Here is an 18488-nt window from a genome sequence, read left to right as displayed (position 1 = left end):
CGCTAGCCGCCCCTCATCACGTCGGCGAGCTTCGGCCAGGACGATGCCTCATTGGTCTCATGCGCCGGCGCCGAGCTGCGCTCGGCCGCGCGCAGCTTTGCCGAGCGCGCGCGCGGATTGTGCGCAACTTCGTCCTCGCCGGCGACGACCGGTCGCCGCGTCAGCAGCTGGAAGCTCGGCGCAATCTGCGCGACCTCCGGCAGATGCCGCGAGCCGCCGCCGGTCTTGGAGCGCTCGGCGAGGAAATTCTTGACGATGCGGTCTTCCAGCGAATGGAACGAGACGACGACGAGGCGGCCGCCGGCCTTGAGCACGCGCTCGGCCGCAGCGAGCGCGGTCTGGAGCTCCTCGAGCTCTTCGTTGACGAAGATGCGCAGCGCCTGGAACGTCCGTGTCGCCGGGTGAATGTCGCCGGGCTTGGATCGCACCACCCTGCCGACGAGATCGGCGAGCGCGCGGGTGGTCGTGAACGGGGTTTCCTGCCGGTCCGCGACGATGGCGCGGGCGATGCGGCGCGAATGCCGCTCCTCGCCAAAGAGATAGATGATGTCGGCGAGATCGCCTTCCGAGGCGCGCGCGACGATTTCGGCCGCGGTCGGACCTGTCTGGCCCATCCGCATGTCGAGCGGACCGTCGAGGCGGAAGGAGAAGCCACGGCCGGCCTGGTCGAGCTGCATCGAGGATACCCCGACATCCATCACGACGCCGTCGACGCCATCGACGCCCTGCGCGTCGCAAACTTCGGCGAGGTTGGAGAAGCGGTCCTCGACCAGCGTCAGCCGGCCCGCGGCGCGTTCGACCAGTTCGGCACCGCCGGCAATCGCGGTGCGGTCGCGATCGATGGCAATCACTCGGGTTCCCGGCACGTCCAGGATCGCGCGGCTATAGCCGCCGGCGCCAAACGTGGCATCGACATAGACGCCGCCCTCGCGCGGGGCGAGATGCGCGATGGCCTCACGGCCAAGAACGGGGATGTGCGGAACCGAACTCATGCGCGACGCCTGCCGGCCGCCGGCCGAAATACCCGAGTGGAATCGAGGCCGAACAAGCCCATAACGCCTCGAATCATTGCGCGTCGCGGCGGTTCCACGACAAAGCCCCCGTCCAGCATGGTTACCAAGCCCGATCGTCCCGGGCCACAAACCCAGTGTTCCCAGCGGAATTTGTCGGGCAGCCATGGGATTTCGAGCCAAAATACGCTTTGGCCGCCTCCGGACGCGGGTCGGCTCTTCATCCCTCAGTAACGGCCCTTAGCGTTAAGAAAGCGTTGCTCGGTTCGAGACAAGTGGAAAAGGTGATGAGGGGAGTGATGCGTCATCCACACACATCGCCAAAATGAATCCGTTAACCGCGTCGCGCGATTGCGCGCGATGGAGGGTAAAGGAATAGTAAAGAGAAGGGCTTGCCCCACTCTCCGTCCGTTTGAGCTGCTCATGCCCTCGGGTTCGTCCACGGCTGGATCTGATTCGAAGCGTCAACGCGTTCTCCCGGTTCCCAAGACCGTGGCGGGCCTGCGCACCTTCGAGCCCGATTCCTCGATCGTCTCCGACATCATCCCCTCCCCGAACCATGGCGAGCGCAACAAGGGACGGCAGCCGGACATGATCGTGCTGCACTACACCGGCATGCCCGACGTCGAGGGCGCGCTGGCGCGCCTGTGCACCGCCGGCACCGAAGTGTCGGCGCATTATGTCGTGCTGGAGGACGGCCGCATCGTGCAATGCGTGCCTGAGGCCAAGCGTGCCTGGCACGCCGGCGTCTCCTCTTGGGCCGGCGAGGACGACGTCAACTCCTGCTCGATCGGAATCGAGATCATCAATCGCGGCCATGACTGGGGCTATCCGGAGTATCCGCTGCGCCAGATTGCCGCCGTGATCGCGCTGTGCCGCGGCATCATGCTCCGCCGCAAGGTGCCGGCGCACCGGGTGCTCGGCCATTCCGACGTCGCGCCCGCCCGCAAGAAGGATCCCGGCGAGAAATTTCCGTGGCATTCGCTGGCCAATTCCGGCGTCGGCCACTGGGTGACGCCCGCGCCGATCGTCCGCGGCGAGACTCTCATGCTCGGCACCATCAGCGACGCGGTGCTGAGCATGCAGCAGGCGCTGGCAAGATACGGCTATGGCGTGCCCCTGAACGGCAAGTACGACGCTGCGACGATGGAAGTCGTCACCGCCTTCCAGCGCCATTTCCGCCCGGCGCGGCTGGACGGCGTCGCCGATCACTCGACGCTGTCGACCTTACAGGCGCTGCTGGCGAGCCTGCCGGCGGAAGGAACGCCGGTGGCGTCGACATAGCAGACGTCTTCCGAGAATGTGACCTCTTGCTCCGTCATGCCCGGACTTGTCCCGGGCATCCACGTCTTGCCTCCGCGCATGACGAACGTGGATGGCCGGGACAAGCCCGGCCATGACGGAAACTCAATCCATCTCCCTCATCCTTCGCGCATAGAGCCTTCGCAACGGCTCGAGCTGCGTCGCCACCGTCGCCGCACGATAGGCCTCGCGCGCCTCCTCCGTCCTGCCGAGCCGCCGCAACAGATCCGCGCGCACGGCGGGCAACAGCTCATAGCCGCGAAGCCCGCCGCGCGCGGCGATCGCATCGACGAGATCGAGCGCTCGTGCCGGCCCATCGACCATCGACAGCGCCGCGGCGTGATTGAGCTCGATCACGGGCGACGGATTGATGCGCAGCAGCACCTCGTACAGCCCCGCAATCTGCGGCCAGTCGGTCTCCTCGAAGCTCGGCGCACGCGCATGCAGCGCCGCGATCGCGGCCTGCACCGCATAGGGTTGTGGCCGGCCCGGCACGCGCAGCGCGTGCTCCACCAGCCGCAGCCCCTCGTCGATCTGCGCGCGGTGCCACAGCGAGCGGTCCTGCTCTTCGAGCAGGACGATGTCGCCGGCCGGCGTCTGTCGCCCGGCGCGGCGCGCGTCGTGCAGCAGCATCAGGGCCAGCAGGCCCTTGATGCCGGCGCGGTCGGGCATCAGCCGGTTCAGCAGGCGGCCAAGCCGGATAGCTTCGCTCGCCAGATCAGGCCGCATCAAGTCCGCGCCCTCGGTTGCGACATAGCCTTCGGTGAAGACGAGATAGATCACGGCGAGCACGCCATCGAGCCGCGGCGCCAGCATCTCGCGTTCCGGCACCTCATAGGGGATTCCGGCAAGCCTGATCTTCTGCTTGGCGCGGACGAGCCGTTGCGCCATCGCCTCCTCGCCGACGAGGAAGGCGCGCGCCACCTGCATTGTCGACAGTCCGCACACGGTGCGCAGCGTCAGCGCGACCTGCACCTCGGGCGCGAACGCGGGATGGCAGCAGGTGAAGATCAGCCGCAGCATGTCATCGTCGAGCGTTGCTGTCGGCTCGTCCGGGCCCAGCGCGTTGAGCTCGAGCTCGTGCACCAGCGCCTGCTGCTTGCCGCGGAAGACAGCCTGACGGCGGATGCGATCGATCGCCTTGTGCTTGGCGACGTTGACGAGCCAGGCGCGCGGATTGTCGGGGACCTCACACGCCCAGCGTTCCAGCGCGACCGCGAACGCATCCTGCAGCGCGTCCTCGGCGAGATCGAAATCGCCGACGAGACGGATCAGCGTGGCTAGCGCCCGCCCCGCCTCGTCGCGGAAGATTTTGTCGATCTCGCCAGGGGTCATGTCACGCGATCACCCCCTCTCGTCATTCCGGGGCGCGGCAAAGCCGCGAGCCCGGAATCCATAACCACGATTCGGGGATATGGATTCCGGGCCTGCGCCTTGCGGCGCATCCCGGAATGACGAAGGTGAGAGAGCCGTCACTTCTCATAGACCCAGATCGGCCGCACCTCGATCGAGCCGATGCGTGCGCTCGGAATCCGCGCCGCGATCTCGATGGCGGCGTTGAGATCCTTGGCTTCGATCAGGTAATAGCCGCCGAGCTGCTCGCGCGTTTCCGCGAACGGACCATCGGTCGTCAGCGTCTTTCCGTCGCGCACGCGCACCGTTGTCGCGGTCGTGGTCGGCTGCAAGCGGTCGCCGGCCTTGAAATTGCCGTTCTGGATGATGTCTTGCGTGAAGGATTGATAGTCGGCCAGGATCTTCTGGCTGGTCGCCGCGTCGATCTTCGCGTACTCGACCTCGTTCTGATAGATCATCAGCAGATATTGCATTGCTTCACTCCTGTGTTCGGCTGTGTTGCCGACAACCAGTCGAACGGGCGGCGCGCCAAACGACATCTTCAGGATAAAATATTTCGGGCGGGCCGTGCGCGGCGATATCGGCTTGACGAAACCGTCACAAATGCCCCATGCGTTATCAGTCAGTCGGCCGGACGGCCGCTCCGGCAGGTGCCGAAAGGCCGCCGGGGAGGAAAGTCCGGGCTCCCTTGACATGCGGTGCCGGATAACGTCCGGCGGGGGTGACCCCAGGGAAAGTGCCACAGAGAACGAACCGCCCGCCTTCGCCCTCCGGGGCTTCGGCGCGGCAAGGGTGAAAAGGTGCGGTAAGAGCGCACCGCGGGTCCGGCAACGGAGCCGGCATGGCAAACCCCACCGGGAGCAAAACCGAATAGGGACGGCTTAAGCGGGCTGTTCGCGAAAGCGATAACGCCGCGGGGCGATGTCAGGCCCGCCGTCCGGGTAGGTTGCTCGAGGCCGTGTGCAAACATGGTCCCAGAGGAATGGCCGTCACGTATCGTTCGCGCAAGCGGACGGTGCCCTACAGAACCCGGCTTACAGGCCGGCTGATGTGCGACGAGGGGTTCGGTGCCAACGCATCGGACCCCTCACCATTTTGGCCGATCACCTCGCCAGCCAACCGCCGTCATTCCGGGGCTCGCGAAGCGAGAGCCCGGAATCCATCAGGCGGCCGGCGCGGAGGAGAAATGGATTCCGGGCTCGTGCTGCGCACGCCCCGGAATGACGGCTGCGACCTACGCGACGATCTCGTCCAACACCGCCATCAACGCCTCCGGCGCCGTAACATTCGGCGCGTGGCTAGCGTCGAGCTCGACATAGCGCCAGCCCTCCTCGCTCTTCGTGCGCTGGGCAAACTGCCCAAACACATCGCCGGGCGGAAGGCGCGTGCAGTAGATGTAGCTGCGCGGCATCGCCGGCTCGCCATGTTCGAGCCTCAGGCGCGTCTCGAAGCACTTGATCGGCATCGGAACGCGGCGCGCATTGAGCCAGTCGAGATCGGCCGGCGAGGTGTCCGGCGGCGGCGGGTTCGGCGGGATGCGATAGCCGTCGCCCGAGCTGACTGCCTTGCGCATCGGCTCGCGCCCGCCCTCGTTGAGGTCGAACAGCGACTGGCCGTCACGCGGCACGAAGGCGTCGAGATAGATCAGTTGCGTTACGCGCTCGCGCGCGCGGTCGGCGACGCCGGTCGCAACCATGCCGCCATAGCTGTGCCCGAGCAGGACGATGTCGCTGAGGTCCTCGAAAGCGATGACGTTGAGGATGTCCTGGATATGGGTGCCGAGATCGACCGACGGATTGGCAAGATGCGCGCGCTCGCCGAGCCCGGTGTAGGTCGGCGCCACCAGGCGGTGGCCGGCCTGCACCATCAGCGGGTGCATCTTCTTCCAGGCCCATCCGCCGGACCATGCGCCGTGACAGAGCAGGAAGGTCTTCGCGCGCGGGGCCATCGGCGTTTCCATCGTTCTTGCTTGATACGATGGAGTGTAGCGGCATGCCGCGCGATGTAAACGCCGCCTCAGGCGGCGCGCGTGTCCTTCACCAGCACCGGCGCAAGCTCGCCGGCCTCGCGCCGCAGCTTGCCCGCCTCGAAACCGTGCATGCCGAGCTGCCATTGCAGGCCGACGATGGCGCCCTTGGTCGGTTGCAGCAGCGCGAGGGAGGCGAACAGCGTCACCGGCAGCCACACCGCGAGCTGCAGCCATTCCGGCGGCGCGTAGGCGGTCTCGACCGCGAGGATTGCCGGCACCACGAGATGGCCGACCACCACCATCACGAGATAGGCGGGAAAATCGTCGGCGCGCTGGTGGAACAGCTCCTCGCCGCAATGGTCGCAAGCCTGCGTCACTTTCAGGAAGCGGCCGAACATGTGCCCTTCCCCGCAATTCGGACATCTGCCGCCGAAGCCGCGCCACATCGCCTTGGCCAGAGAGACCGTCGCCAGAGAGACAGACATGACCACACCTCTTCCTTTTCGATGATCCATGCAATAATATCTTGCATCCATACATTCAAAGGTTATGGGCCTGGATTGCATGGAATGGATCCCTACAATCTCGGAGCTTTCGGGCCCGCGCTACCAGCGCATCGTCGACGCCATGGAGGCCGACATTGCCGCCGGCAGGCTGGTGCGTGGTCAGCAGCTGCCGACGCAGCGCGCCCTGGCAAAGGCCCTCGGCATCGACCTCACCACGGTGACGCGCGCCTACACCGAGGCGCGGCGCCGCGGCATCATGGAAGCCAGGGTCGGACAGGGCTCGTTCGTCTCGGAGACCAGCGCGCGGCGCGCGGTTGACCTGCCGCACCCGGTCGCGATCGACCTGTCGATGAACGTGCCGCCGCACCCGCTGGAGGCGCAGCTCGACGAGCGCATCATCGCCGGGCTCGAAGCCCTCCGCGCGCAATCGGGCCTGACGGCGTATCTCAACTACCAGCCGCCCGGCGGCAGCGCGCATGAGCGCGAGGTCGCGACGCGCTGGATGCGCGCCCGCGTTCCGCATGCACAGGCCGACCGGCTGGTGATCTTTCCCGGCGCTCAGACGATCCTCTTCAACCTGCTCGCCCATCTTGCGCGACCCGGCGACACCGTACTGACCGAAGCGCTCACCTTCCCCGGCATCAAGGCCGCCGCGGCACTGCTCGGTGTCAAGCTCGTCGGTGTCCCCATGGATGAGGACGGCATCCTGCCGGATGCGCTGGCAAAGGCGTGCCGCGTGCATACGCCGAAAGCCGTCTATCTCATTCCGACGCTGCACAATCCGACCACGGCGACGCTTTCCGCCGAGCGGCGCGGCACTATTGCGAAGATCATCCGCGATGCCGGCACCATCCTGATCGAGGACGATGCCTACGGGCTGCTCGACCGCTCGGCCTCGCCGATCGCCAACCTCATTCCGGAGCGGACTTATCTTGCAACGACGCTGTCAAAATGCATCGCGCCGGCGCTGCGTGTTGCCTATCTGGTGACGCCCGACAGCGGCGCCCAGCGGGACATGCGCACCTCCTTGCAGGCGACCGTGCAAATGCCGGCGCCCTTGATGGTCGCGCTGGTGACGCATTGGATCGAAAACGGCATCGCCGATCGCATCATCAGCGCCATCCGCAACGAAGCGGTCGGGCGCCAGCAGCTCGCGCAACGCGCGCTGAAAGGCTTTCAGTTCCTCGCCAGGCCCGCGGCGCATCATCTCTGGCTGCGGCTGCCGGAAGGACGCCCCGACGTCGCGGCACATCTGCTGCGGAACGGGCTTGCGGTCGTCGCCGGCGATGCCTTCACCGTCGACGGGGCACCGCCGCATGCGGCACGCGTCTCGCTCGGCGCGGCCCGGAACAGATCGGAATTGACGGAGGCGCTGCGTATCCTGGTCGGCGCGCTGCACAAGCCTGCCGATACGAGGCAGATCGTCTAAAGCGGAAATGGTTTCCTTCACCTCTCCCGCTTGCGGGAGAGCATAGGCCGCCTTCGGCGGCCGTCCTCCAAGAACGCCAAGGCGAAGCCTCGGCTTTGCCGAAGGCGCGGGTTAGGGCTTTCTCCTCTTGGGGATTGTCCCGTTGTGGAGACACCCTCTCCCCAACCCTCTCCCGCAAGCGGGAGAGGGAGCGCACCTCCCTCGTAGCAATCGAGCTATATATTCATCGCACTTTAGATCACCGACGGTGAAGCGCCCGCAGAGCACGCTTGCATGCGGCATGGATTGACCTCGATGGCGGCAGGCATGTTTATGCGAGCCGTGCGATCAACCGTTCGGGGTCGCCGCGTGCGACAAGGACAATCCGTTGGAAACGCTCACCTACGTCCTGCTGCTGCTCGGCGCGCTCGCCGGCGGCTTCGTCTCGGGACTGGCCGGCTTCGGCACGGCGCTGATGGCACTCGGCATCTGGCTCTACGTGCTGCCGCCCTCGCTCGCGGTGCCCCTGGTGCTGATCTGCTCGGTCATCGCGCAGACCTCGACGCTGCCCTCGATGTGGAAGAATTTCGATCTCTCGCTGGTCTGGCCGTTCCTGATCGGTGGACTGATTGGCGTGCCGCTCGGGACCATGATGGTCGCCTCCGCGGACCCGGAGGTGTTCAGGCTGAGCGTCGGCGTGCTGATCCTGATCTTTTCGAGCGCACTGTATCTGAACAAGAGGCCGCTCGCGATCAAGATCGGCGGCCGGATCGCAGACGGTGCGATCGGCTTTGCTGGCGGCATTCTGGGCGGACTTGCCGGATTGTCCGGCCCGCTGCCGATCCTGTGGGCCAACATCCGCGGCTGGAACAAGCACGAGCGGCGCGGCATCTTCCAACTCTTTAACTTCACGGTGCTCGCCACCGCGCTGGTGTTGCAGACGGCATCAGGTCTCGTCGCCCTCAAGGTGGTCTGGCTCGCGGCCGTCGCGTTTCCGGGCACGCTGATCGGCGCATGGGCGGGCGCGCGCGTCTACCATGCGCTGAACGACAAGCATTTCGGCGATGTCGTGCTCGGCCTCTTGTTTCTGTCGGGCCTGACGCTCGTCTGGAACAGCCTTGGCGCGCATTAAAGCGCCGCGAACTCGCGGGAGGTCACTTTCGCTACGCGGGAGCACGGGCGGAAGGCGCGACCGGCTTGGCTTCCATCGTCTCCGCGGCCTGGTCCCGCGGCGCGAAGCGCTTGCCGAACTCGCGGCGCAGCAGCCACAGGCTCAAGCCGGCCTGCAGCGTCGTCGCCGCGATCGAAAGATACCAGACGTGCTCGATGCGGAATCCGGGTCGCGTCGACAGCCAGAGCACCGGCAGCGAATAGGTGAGCACGCGCGTCATCGAGCTCAGCAGCACAGGCTTGGTGTTGCCGAGGCCCTGGAACATGCTCGAGCAGGTGAAGATGAGCCCCTGCGCCACCATGTTGAGCGAGATGATCCGCAGGAACAGGTAGGCGACCTCCATCGTCTCCCGGTCGTTGGAGAATCCGGCCAGCAGCAGCTCCGGCTTCAGCTGCGCGAGGATCATGAAGCCGACCGCCACGACCGTGGCGATCAGCGCCGATTTGACGAAAGTCTCTCGCACCCGCGCGGCGTTGCCGGCGCCGAAATTCTGGCCGGCGATCGGCCCCGCCGCCAGTGCAACCGCGAGCGCCGGCATCTGGATGAGGGCGAGGACGCGCTGACCGATACCGAATCCTGCCTGTGCCGCCGCGCCGAAGTCGCGCAGCACGTAGTAGACTACCGCCATGAAGATAAACATCATTGCGAACTCGCCGCCGGCCGGCAGACCGACATTGAGGATGCGCTTGAAGTGGCGTGGTTGCGGACGCCACTGCACCGGATTGAATGCAACGTAGCGCTCGACCTTGCGAAAATACGCCAGCAGCATCAGGAGGCCGGCGCCCACCGCGATCGTGCTCGCCAGTCCGGCGCCGGCGACACCGAGCGGATAACCGGTGCCCCAGCCCGAGATCAGGACCGGCGCCAGTGCAATGTTGATGATGACGGCAAGGACCCGCACCAACATGGCGGGGCGCACGATGCCGGTCGCGCTGAGCGCGGAGGCAATGACTTGCATGACGAATTCCAGCGCGAGCGCCGGCATGAACCACAACAGATAAGTGGTCCCCGCCTCGATCGTGGCCTGGTCAGCGGCAATCGAACGCATGTAAGGACGCGACAGCACCGCTCCCATGACCAGGATCAGCAGGCCGAACAGCACCGAGAGCGCGACCGCCTGATTGAAGATCAGATTGGCGTCCCGCCGGTCCTTGCGTCCCACCGCATGCGCAATCAGCGCCACCGTCCCAACGCCGAGCACCTGTATCAGGCCGTTGACGAGAAAGCCGGCATTGCCCGCCGCGGCCACGCCTGCCACTGCGGCATCGCCCAGCCCCGACACAAAGTAGAGATCGACCAGCTGGCAGATCATGATCGAGATCATGCCGGCCATGATCGGCGGCGCCATGCTCAGGATGTGGCTAGCGATGGAGCCGCGCGTCAGGTCTTTCATCTCATTCCATCCCTCGACGCCGTGACGGCGGGACTTCGCCCCGCCGCCGCGCGCCTCACTCCGCTGCTGCGATCTGTCCGAGCTCCACCACCTGACGCTCGAACAGGCCGCGATAGATGCCCCCTTGCTTGGCTGCGAGCACCGTATGCGTGCCCTGCTCGACGATCTCGCCGCGGTCGAACACCAGGATGCGATCGAGGCTCCTCACCGTCGACAGCCGGTGCGCGATCACGATCGAGGTGCGCCCCTTCATCAGTCGCTCCATCGCCTCCTGGATCAGCGCCTCCGATTCCGAATCGAGGCTCGAGGTCGCCTCGTCCAGGATCAGCACCGGCGCATCCGCCAGGAAGGCGCGCGCCAGCGCGACGCGCTGCCGCTCGCCGCCCGACAGCTTGACGCCGCGCTCGCCGACCAGCGTGCCGTAGCCCTTCGGCAGGCGCAGGATGAAGTCATGCGCGTTGGCGAGGCGGGCCGCCTGCTCGATCGCGTCAAGGCTGGCACCGGGCCGGCCATAGGCGATGTTCTCGGCGAGCGTGCGGTGAAACAGGATCGGCTCCTGCTGCACGATCGCGATCTGGCTGCGCAGCGATTGCTGCGTGGCGAGCGCGATATCCTGCCCGTCGATCAGCACGCGGCCGCCGGTGACGTCGTAGAGCCGCTGCACCAGCTTGACGAAGGTGGTCTTGCCGGAGCCGGAGCGGCCGACCAGGCCGACCCGCTCGCCGGCGCGGATCCTGACCGACAAGCCGTCGTACAGCGGCACGCGATGGCCGCCATAGCGGAACGTGACGTCGTCGAACACGATCTCGCCGCCCTCGATCGCGATCGGCCGCGCGTCGGCCGCATCGGCAATGCCGATCGGCTCGTCATGGATCGCCACCAGCTCGTCCATGTCGTTGACCGAGCGCTGGAGGTTGTTGATGTGCATGCCGACGTCGCGCAAATAGGCGTGGATGATGTAGTAGCTGGTCAGCACATAAGTGACGTCGCCGGGCGAGGCGTGACCTGACATCCACAGCAGCACCGATCCGCCGATCACGGACGCGCGCAGGCACAGCAGCAGCGAGAGCTGCGACATCGCCGTGTAATTATAGCGGTACCAGGTCCGCCGCACGCGCACGCGCCAGCGGTTGATGACACCGGCGAGCCGCGTGTCCTCGCGCGACTCCGCGCCGAAGGATTTCACCACGGCATTGCAGGTCAGCGCATCCGCCAACGTGCCGCCGACCTTGGTGTCCCAGGCATTGGAGACGCGGGCCGCCGGCGCGATGTAGCGGGTCGAGAGCACCACCGTGATCGTGACGTAGAAGATCGCCCCGATCGCGATCACCACGCCGAGCGAGGCCCAGTGCATCCCGATCAGGATCATCGAGCCCACCAGCACCAGCAGCGAGGGCGCCAGCGCCATCAGGATGGTGTCGTTGAGCAGGTCGAGCGCCCACATGCCGCGAGTGATCTTCCGCACCGTGGAGCCGGCAAAGGAGTTCGCATGCCAGTCGGTCGAGAAGCGCTGCACGCGGGTGAATGCCTCTTGTGCGACGTCCGACATGGTTTTGAGCGTGAACGGCACGATCGCCTGCAACCCTGCGAGCCGCAGCACCACCGAGGCCGCGCCCAGCGCCACGATGGCGCCGAACGCGACCAGCGCGGCATGGCGCGCATCGGGATCGGACGGTCCGCGGGTCAACGCATCGACCAGATGTCCGGAGAAGACCGGCATGAACAGGTCGGCGACGGTTGCGCCCAACAGGCCGCCGGCCACGACGAGGCCGCGCACCGGCTGCTTCAGCCAGTGCCGGAAGACGAAGGGCAGCACCACGCGAATGGCGGCGGGCTTCTTTGACAGAGCGGTCATGGCATCATCCGGCCGCTTCGCGCGGGCCGGCTCCATCGATGGACGCGAGTCGGCCCGAAGGCCGCGACGGCGTCACGTAAGACTGACTTTGACTTGGGAAACGAAGCGATCGGGACGCTTGGCCAAAACCTTGGCCCAATCGAAGCTGGCGGAAGAGGCCTCTAACAGGCCGCGTACATACCGAGCCAGAACGTGATCGAGGTCATCATCGAGCGCGGGCGTACGATCTGCGATTGCGACGACATCATGCAAATCTCTCCCCGGTTCGAATGAATGAGGTGCGCTTTATAGATGTGTCGCCAGCCGATTGCAACGGGGCTCGCGCGAGATCACGCACGAGTGTTGCAAATTAGTGCGCGTCGCCGGCCGCGCCGAACGGGGAAGCCGGCTTGTTCAGCAGCGCGACCAGCAGGCTGAGACCGAGATAGAACAGCGCCAGCATGAGGAAGACATCGCCGAAGCTCATCACCACGGCCTGACGATGCACGATCTGGCTGAGCTGCTTCATCGCCATCAGCGCGGAATCGCCGAGCCCCTGGAACTTCTGCATCAACATGGTCAGGGTTTCAGTCGCGGTCGCGTTGCCCCAGGTCACCCGCTCCTGCAGGCGGACGATGTGCAGGTCGGTGCGTTCGTTGAGCACGGTGTTGATGACGGCGAGGCCGACCGCGCCGCCGAGATTGCGCATCAGGTTGAACAGGCCGCTCGCGTTCTTCACCTTCTCGGGCGCGAGCGTGCCGAGCGCGATGTTGTTGGTCGGCACCATCGCGAACATCATGCCGATGCCGCGCAGGATCTGCGGCACCAGCAGCTCGTAGAAATCGTATTCGCGCGTGATAAAGGTCATCTGGTAGGAGCCGATCGCGAACACGATGAGGCCGAATGCGATCATGTAGCGCATGTCGACCTTCGCCATGAGCCGGCCGACCAGCGGCGCGACCAGGAACATGGTGATGCCGGAGACGAACATGGTCTCGCCGATCATCAGCGCGCTGTAGCCGCGCACTTCGGCGAGATAGCGCGGGTAGATGTAGGTCAGGCCGTAGAGGCCGATGCCGATGCAGAATTGCAGCGTGCATCCGACGGCGAAATTGCGGTCGGAGAAGGTGCGCAGATTGACGATCGGCTCGGCCGCCGTGAACACGCGCCAGAAGAAGGCGATGGCCGAGAGACCGCTGATCCAGGCGCAGATCGCGACCGACGTGTCCTGCATCCATTGATGTTGCGATCCTTCCTCCAGCACGTATTCCAGCGTGCCGAGGAAGCTCGCCATGAACAGCAGGCCCCACCAGTCGAAGCGGTCGAGCAATTCGAAATGCGGCTCGTCGAAATCGACCAGCGCCAGCACACCTAATGTAATGCCGATGCCGGGCACGACGTTGATGAAGAACAGCCAGTTCCACGACATCAGATCGGTGATGTAGCCGCCGACCGTCGGCCCGATGGTCGGGGCCAGCGTCGCGACGAGGCCGATGATGGGTCCGACGATGTGGAATTTGGTGCGCGGGAAAACCGTGTAGGCCGAGGCGAACACGGTCGGGATCATGCCGGCGCCGAGAAAGCCCTGCAGCGCACGCCAGAGGATCATCTCCTCGATCGTCGTGGCGAAGCCGCAAAGCAGGCTTGCGGCTGTGAAGCCCGCCGCCGAGATCGCGAACAGCAGCCGCGTGCCGAAGGCGCGCGACAGGAAGCCCGACAGCGGGATCGCGATCACCTCGGCGATCAGATAGGCGGTCTGAACCCAGGACACCTCGCTGGAGCTCGCCGACAGCCCGGCCTGGATTTCGCTCAAGGAGGCCGAGACGATCTGGATGTCCAGGATCGACATGAACATCCCGAACACCATGATGATGAACGCGAACAGCCGCTTCGGCGCAATGCGCTCCGAAGCGGGATCCGCCATCAGGGCAGGTGAAGCGGTGGTGGCGGTGGCCATGTGTCAGCTCGGACTCATCTCACCTCTCCCGCTTGCGGGAGAGGGAGCGCACCTGCATTCGGGGCAGCGGCGCGGCTCATGTCATCGTCCCTACTGCGGATGGACCGCGGTGGGATGGTCGAGGTCGACCTCGCTGTCGGCGTCGGCGGCGCCCTTGTTGGTGTCGACGGTGGCGTAGACCGACATGCCGGCGCGGAGCAGGTTCTGCTTCGCCACCGATTTGGGCACGCGAATGCGGACCGGCACGCGCTGCACGATCTTGGTGAAATTGCCGGTGGCGTTGTCAGGCGGCAGCAGCGTGAACACCGAGCCCGCGCCGGCCGCGATGCTGTCGACCACGCCGGAAAACTTGCGCATGCCATAGGCATCGACCTTGATCGTCACCGGCTGTCCCGGGCGGATGCGCTTGAGCTGCGTCTCCTTGAAATTCGCGTCGATATAGACCTCGTCCAGCGGCACGATGTTGCCGAGGCGCTGGCCGACCGCGACGAAGTCGCCGGTGTTGACCAGGCGGTTCGAGAACGTGCCGTTGACCGGCGCGCGCACCGCGGTGAAGCCGAGGTCGCGCTCGGCCTTGGCCAGCGTGGTCTTGAGCTCGGCAAGCTGGGCCTGCGCTTCGGCCTGCTGCGCCCTGGCGACGTCGACATTGCTGACGGCAACCTCAAAGGCGGCCTTTGCAGCCTTGACCGCGGCGGCGCCCTGGTCGCGTCCGGCCTCCGAGCTTTCGAAGGTGGCGCGCGAGGCAAAGCCCTTGCTGCTCAGCGCCTGCTGGCGCTCGTAATCGAGGTCGGCGCGCTTGAGGCCCGCTTCCGCGGAGACGAGCTGCGCCTTGGCCTGGGCGACCTGGCTATCGAGTGCGGCGACCTGGCGGCCGATGCGATCGATGGTGGTCTGCTGGGTCGCGATCTTGGTCGCGGCGGCTTGGACCGCGATCCTGTAATCGCCGTCGTCGATGCGGAAGATGATGTCGCCGGCCTGGACAGGCGTGTTGTCGCCGGCGAGGATCGCGGAGATGTGGCCGGCAACGCGCGCGCCGAGCATGGTGTTGTTGGCGCGGACATAGGCATCGTCGGTCGAGATGTAGAAGCGGCCGACCAGCGTGTAATAGCCGGCATAGCCCGCAACGGCGAGCGCGAGCGCGAGGCCGACGCCGGTCAGCACGAATTTGCGCTTGCCGGATTTGGGCGCAGCGGCGGCGGGCGTTTCTGCCGCGGGTGCCGGCGGCTTGTCGGTCACCGGGTTCTCCGGCGCCTCGCGGGTCGGACGCTTCGCCTCCTCGGCGACATGAGGGCGCAGTTGCTCGGCAGGGAGTGCGGATGCCTCGGAGCCAGGATCGCCGCCCGCCTGGCCCTCCACCGCTTCCTGGCGAAGGACGCGAGCCGTCTGGTCTCTCGATGCGGCCATCCAGGCCTCCCCACAAACGCAACCGAGGGCGCCCGCTGTTGCGGGCGGTCTCCTCGCTACAAATACCATTGACCGAACGGTTCGGTCAATATAGAGATTATGTCCTGCAGACCTTAATGCCGCGAATCCTTCGTTGGCGTTTCATGGCCCTGATCCGAACCAAAAAGCTTCCGAGACCCTAAACCAATGGTTGTAGCTGCCGGCGAACAATTGCACGTGGTCCCGGACGAGGACAATTCCAAGCGCCGCCAGATTCTGGACGGCGCCCGCAAGGTGTTCATGGATCTTGGCTTCGACGGCGCCAGCATGGGCGAGATCGCCCGCGCCGCGCAGGTCTCCAAGGGCACGCTCTACGTCTATTTCGCCGACAAATTCGCGCTGTTCGAAGCCATCGTCGAACAGGAGGCGCTCCAGCATGGCCAGGTCGTGTTCAGTTTCGATCCCGAGCGCGAGGCCGAGACCACGCTGAAGGAGTTCGGCCTCGCCTATCTTCACCTGGTCTGCCGCCCCGGTGGCGGATCGGCGATCCGCACCGTGATGGCGATCGCCGAGCGCATGCCGGATGTCGGCCGCCGTTACTATGCGCGCGTGCTGGACAAGAGCATCAAAAGCCTCTCCGACTATCTCAAGGCCCGTGTCGCCTCGGGCGATCTCGCGATCGACGATTGCGATCTCGCCGCCTCGCAGTTCATGGAGCTCAGCAAGGCCTCGCTGTTCCTGCCCTTCGTGTTCCAGGCGGCGCCCGCGCCGTCGGAACAGCGCATGAGTGCGGTGGTCGAGAGCGCAACGCGGATGTTCCTGGCGGCGTATAAGGCGAAGTAGCCGCGCGTTGCGCCTGTGGGCCGGGCGGCTATATTGCGGCCATGTCTCGTGATCTTCGCCCGCCGGTCGACATCCTCCACTACGAGATCGTCCAGGAACAGGCTTCGGCGCTTGGACGGATGGGCCGCGCCCTCGAACAGAGCCTGTCGCGCTTGCGCGAGTTCGACGCCGCCCACGCAGCGACCGATGTGCCGGAAGCGATGCAACCGGCCAGGCGCAAGCTGGTGCTGGAAGCCGGCCAGGCGCTTTGGATGTTCGTGGTGCAACGCGAGGCGTCCGGCTTGCGCGACAGCCGCCACATCATGCGCACCTACAACGTCCCGGGTGAGGTGCAGCGCTGCATGGGATTGGCACCCGCGCCGCGGAAGCCGGCCGCCGGATGAACTCCGGCTCCGCTGAGCTCAAGTCCCGACTTCTTCCATTGCGCGCCACCCGTGCAGGACGCGCCGCCCCTCCCGCGCGAACGCAAAGCAGTTGCCGCCGCCGGCGGGCTGATCGTGGATGCGGGCGATGGGATGGCCCGCAATGTGGCAGAACAGCAGCGTGCCGACTGCGCCGTGGCCGACGAACAGGACGTCGCCGGGACGATGTCGCGCCAGCACCGCCTCAGCCTCGCGCACGATCCGCGCCTGTGCATCCGCGGCACGCTCCCAGCCGCGCACGCTGAGATGAGGCGCGGCGAAGAACTGGTCGGCGACGGCTTCGAACTCGGCCGGCTTCAGGAAGCCGGTCGCCGAACGGTCGTTCTCGTGCATGGCCTCGCGGATCTCGATCATCAGTCCGAGACGAGCGGCAATGATGTCGGCGGTCTCGATCGCCTTCCGCTCGCCGCTGGAGACGATCTGCATCGTGCTTGCGAGCCAGCCTGCATTCGCCAAAGCTTCGGTGCGCGCGCGACCCACCGCGCTCAGGCCCCATTGCGGCACCGGCACATCGGGATCGATTTGCACCTGCGGGTGGGTGAGATAGCGGACGATAGACATTGCCTTTGACGCGATCGTAGCCCGCATGGAGCGAAGCGGAATGCGGGGACAGTTTTTCCCGGATTGCGCTTCGCTCCATCCGGGCTACTGGCAAATCGGGCTATTCGTCGATGTAGTCGTCGTCTTCCCGCTTGTGCATCGTGCTCTTGCGAGCACCGAGCGAACCGGTCACCGACGGCTCGCGCCCGCTCGCATAGGGTCTGCGCGATTGCGCGCGCGAGGCGACCTCTTCGCCCGACACCGCGGCCGGCTGGCAGATCAGGCGGCGGCTGGCGCGGCGCATCAGATCGACATGGATGTGATCGTAGTGAAAGACGTTGGAGCCCGGCGCCAGCACGGTCGTGAAGTGCGCGCAGGCCCCAGCCTGCACGTCGCGCAGGAAGCCCTGCTCTTCCGGCATGCCGCGCCAGCCGTCCTTGATGGTGATGCGGCGGCCGTCGGCGAGCACGAAGGCGGAAATGTCGAGGGCGTTGCCGAAGGCGTGCTCCGAAATATGGGCCCGCGAATTGCCGTTCATCCCGCGGCAGGAATAGGCGGAGATCTGCTTGATCTCGGCGACGCGCACGCCGAACCAGCGCATCGCCGACGGCTGCACCGTGTCGGCGAGCCAGCGGTCGAGCTCGGACACGATCGGACAGGCGAGCGTCGCGGTCGGCTTGATCGCGACGGGACCGACGCTCGTGACGGGATTACCCTGCGCAGGACCAAGACGCGGCAGCGGCTGCTGCGCCGGCGCCTGCGAGTAAGGCGCCGGACGAGCCGGATAGCTCGGTGTGTTCATGTAGCGCGCCGCCCCCGCGGCATCGGTGCCCTCCGGCGGCAGATCGATCTCGTCCTCCTGCGCGGCCACGCCGGGTGCGTTGAGCGACATCGGCCCGGACGACGTGCCGTAGCCAGCGGGCTGGCGCACCGCGCTCTCGGGATAGTTCGAGCGCTGCGGATAGGACGATGCCGGATAGGACGATGTTGGATAGCCTTGGCTCTGCGGATAATTCGACTGCGGCTGCACCGGCCAACGCGGCTGGTTGCCGATGCTGCCGGGCGGGCGCAGCGCCTCGTCGGCAAAGCCATAGGTGCCGGAGGCTTCGCCGAGGGCTGCGACCTTGAGCGGAAACTCGGCGCCGCAGCTGCCAGGCCCGGAGATCGGGTCGATGCGGACGATGTCCGCACTTTCCTTGACTGCGCCCGATTTCAGGCATGCGGCTTCTGCCTCGGCCCGCCAGGGTTCGCGTTCGGCCTGGAAGAAGCCGCGACCGCAACCCGCTAGCGAAACAAGGACGATGGAGCCGACGAGATACAAACGAACTCCGCGCGTCATGCACGCACGTTCGATGAATTTACTTAAAGACTCTTCAACGTGTTGATTTCAGTGTTCT

The 18488-nt window shown here is 66.0% G+C and carries 16 protein-coding genes and 1 other RNA gene; 6 read left to right on the top strand and 11 right to left on the bottom strand.

Annotated elements, in window-relative coordinates; genetic code table 11:
- Positions 1–2: 2 nt before the first annotated feature.
- Positions 3–992, bottom strand: coding sequence for a 16S rRNA (cytosine(1402)-N(4))-methyltransferase RsmH (gene rsmH / locus I6F33_RS10500; protein ID WP_225142334.1), 990 nt, complete (start codon positions 990–992; stop codon positions 3–5).
- A 441-nt stretch (positions 993–1433) separates the two neighbouring features.
- Between rsmH and I6F33_RS10495 the strand changes: the two genes are divergently transcribed.
- Positions 1434–2294, top strand: coding sequence for an N-acetylmuramoyl-L-alanine amidase (locus tag I6F33_RS10495; RefSeq protein WP_225112578.1), 861 nt, complete (start codon positions 1434–1436; stop codon positions 2292–2294).
- 123 nt (positions 2295–2417) lie between these two features.
- On the opposite strand, the gene I6F33_RS10490 is transcribed toward I6F33_RS10495, so the two are convergent.
- Both I6F33_RS10490 and I6F33_RS10485 read right to left on the bottom strand, forming a co-directional pair.
- A complete protein-coding gene (locus I6F33_RS10490) occupies positions 2418–3647 on the bottom strand; it encodes an RNA polymerase sigma factor (RefSeq protein WP_057026931.1) in 1230 nt (409 codons plus the stop codon).
- A gap of 137 nt (positions 3648–3784) precedes the next feature.
- Positions 3785–4138 (bottom strand): YciI family protein, encoded by a 354-nt coding sequence (locus tag I6F33_RS10485; protein WP_158284423.1) that lies wholly within the window; start codon positions 4136–4138, stop codon positions 3785–3787.
- A 149-nt stretch (positions 4139–4287) separates the two neighbouring features.
- Here I6F33_RS10485 and rnpB point away from each other — a divergent pair.
- An RNA gene (gene rnpB, locus I6F33_RS10480) (RNase P RNA component class A) lies at positions 4288–4718 on the top strand.
- A gap of 181 nt (positions 4719–4899) precedes the next feature.
- Here the strand turns inward: rnpB and I6F33_RS10475 are convergent.
- A complete protein-coding gene (locus I6F33_RS10475) occupies positions 4900–5613 on the bottom strand; it encodes an alpha/beta fold hydrolase (protein WP_192893289.1) in 714 nt (237 codons plus the stop codon).
- A gap of 68 nt (positions 5614–5681) precedes the next feature.
- Positions 5682–6149 carry a DUF983 domain-containing protein gene (locus tag I6F33_RS10470; protein ID WP_225112574.1) on the bottom strand — a complete coding sequence of 156 codons (468 nt, stop codon included), beginning with the start codon at positions 6147–6149 and terminating at the stop codon, positions 5682–5684.
- Between the two features lie 49 nt (positions 6150–6198).
- Between I6F33_RS10470 and I6F33_RS10465 the strand changes: the two genes are divergently transcribed.
- Together I6F33_RS10465 and I6F33_RS10460 are read left to right on the top strand one after the other, a co-directional pair.
- On the top strand, positions 6199–7569 hold the full coding sequence (locus I6F33_RS10465) for a PLP-dependent aminotransferase family protein (RefSeq protein WP_225142331.1): 1371 nt from the start codon (positions 6199–6201) through the stop codon (positions 7567–7569).
- Positions 7570–7936: 367 nt separating this feature from the next.
- Positions 7937–8680, top strand: coding sequence for a sulfite exporter TauE/SafE family protein (locus I6F33_RS10460; protein WP_036038352.1), 744 nt, complete (start codon positions 7937–7939; stop codon positions 8678–8680).
- 31 nt (positions 8681–8711) lie between these two features.
- On the opposite strand, the gene I6F33_RS10455 is transcribed toward I6F33_RS10460, so the two are convergent.
- The 4 genes from I6F33_RS10455 to I6F33_RS10440 form a co-directional block, all read right to left on the bottom strand.
- Positions 8712–10112: an MATE family efflux transporter gene (locus I6F33_RS10455; protein WP_225142329.1), complete on the bottom strand. Its 1401-nt coding sequence runs from the start codon at positions 10110–10112 to the stop codon at positions 8712–8714.
- Between the two features lie 55 nt (positions 10113–10167).
- Complete coding sequence (locus tag I6F33_RS10450; protein WP_225142326.1) at positions 10168–11967, bottom strand: ABC transporter ATP-binding protein; 1800 nt, start codon at positions 11965–11967, stop codon at positions 10168–10170.
- Between the two features lie 349 nt (positions 11968–12316).
- Positions 12317–13903, bottom strand: coding sequence for a DHA2 family efflux MFS transporter permease subunit (locus tag I6F33_RS10445; protein WP_225142324.1), 1587 nt, complete (start codon positions 13901–13903; stop codon positions 12317–12319).
- 90 nt (positions 13904–13993) lie between these two features.
- Positions 13994–15307 carry an HlyD family secretion protein gene (locus I6F33_RS10440; RefSeq protein WP_225142322.1) on the bottom strand — a complete coding sequence of 438 codons (1314 nt, stop codon included), beginning with the start codon at positions 15305–15307 and terminating at the stop codon, positions 13994–13996.
- Between the two features lie 186 nt (positions 15308–15493).
- On the opposite strand from I6F33_RS10440, the gene I6F33_RS10435 reads away from it, so the two are divergent.
- Both I6F33_RS10435 and I6F33_RS10430 read left to right on the top strand, forming a co-directional pair.
- Positions 15494–16129 (top strand): TetR/AcrR family transcriptional regulator, encoded by a 636-nt coding sequence (locus I6F33_RS10435; protein WP_225142321.1) that lies wholly within the window; start codon positions 15494–15496, stop codon positions 16127–16129.
- A 41-nt stretch (positions 16130–16170) separates the two neighbouring features.
- Positions 16171–16512, top strand: coding sequence for a DUF6665 family protein (locus I6F33_RS10430; protein ID WP_036003457.1), 342 nt, complete (start codon positions 16171–16173; stop codon positions 16510–16512).
- A gap of 18 nt (positions 16513–16530) precedes the next feature.
- On the opposite strand, the gene I6F33_RS10425 is transcribed toward I6F33_RS10430, so the two are convergent.
- Positions 16531–17112 (bottom strand): histidine phosphatase family protein, encoded by a 582-nt coding sequence (locus I6F33_RS10425; RefSeq protein ID WP_225142320.1) that lies wholly within the window; start codon positions 17110–17112, stop codon positions 16531–16533.
- Between the two features lie 100 nt (positions 17113–17212).
- The gene (locus tag I6F33_RS10420) at positions 17213–18430 is read right to left on the bottom strand and encodes an extensin family protein (RefSeq protein ID WP_225139093.1); all 1218 of its coding nucleotides are present in this window, start codon (positions 18428–18430) and stop codon (positions 17213–17215) included.
- Positions 18431–18488: the final 58 nt, after the last annotated feature.

This window comes from Bradyrhizobium sp. BRP20, assembly GCF_020194215.1.
GTDB classification, from domain to species: domain Bacteria; phylum Pseudomonadota; class Alphaproteobacteria; order Rhizobiales; family Xanthobacteraceae; genus Bradyrhizobium; species Bradyrhizobium yuanmingense.
Note: the sequence above shows the minus strand (reverse complement) of the source record. Positions and strands in the feature narration are given on the sequence as shown.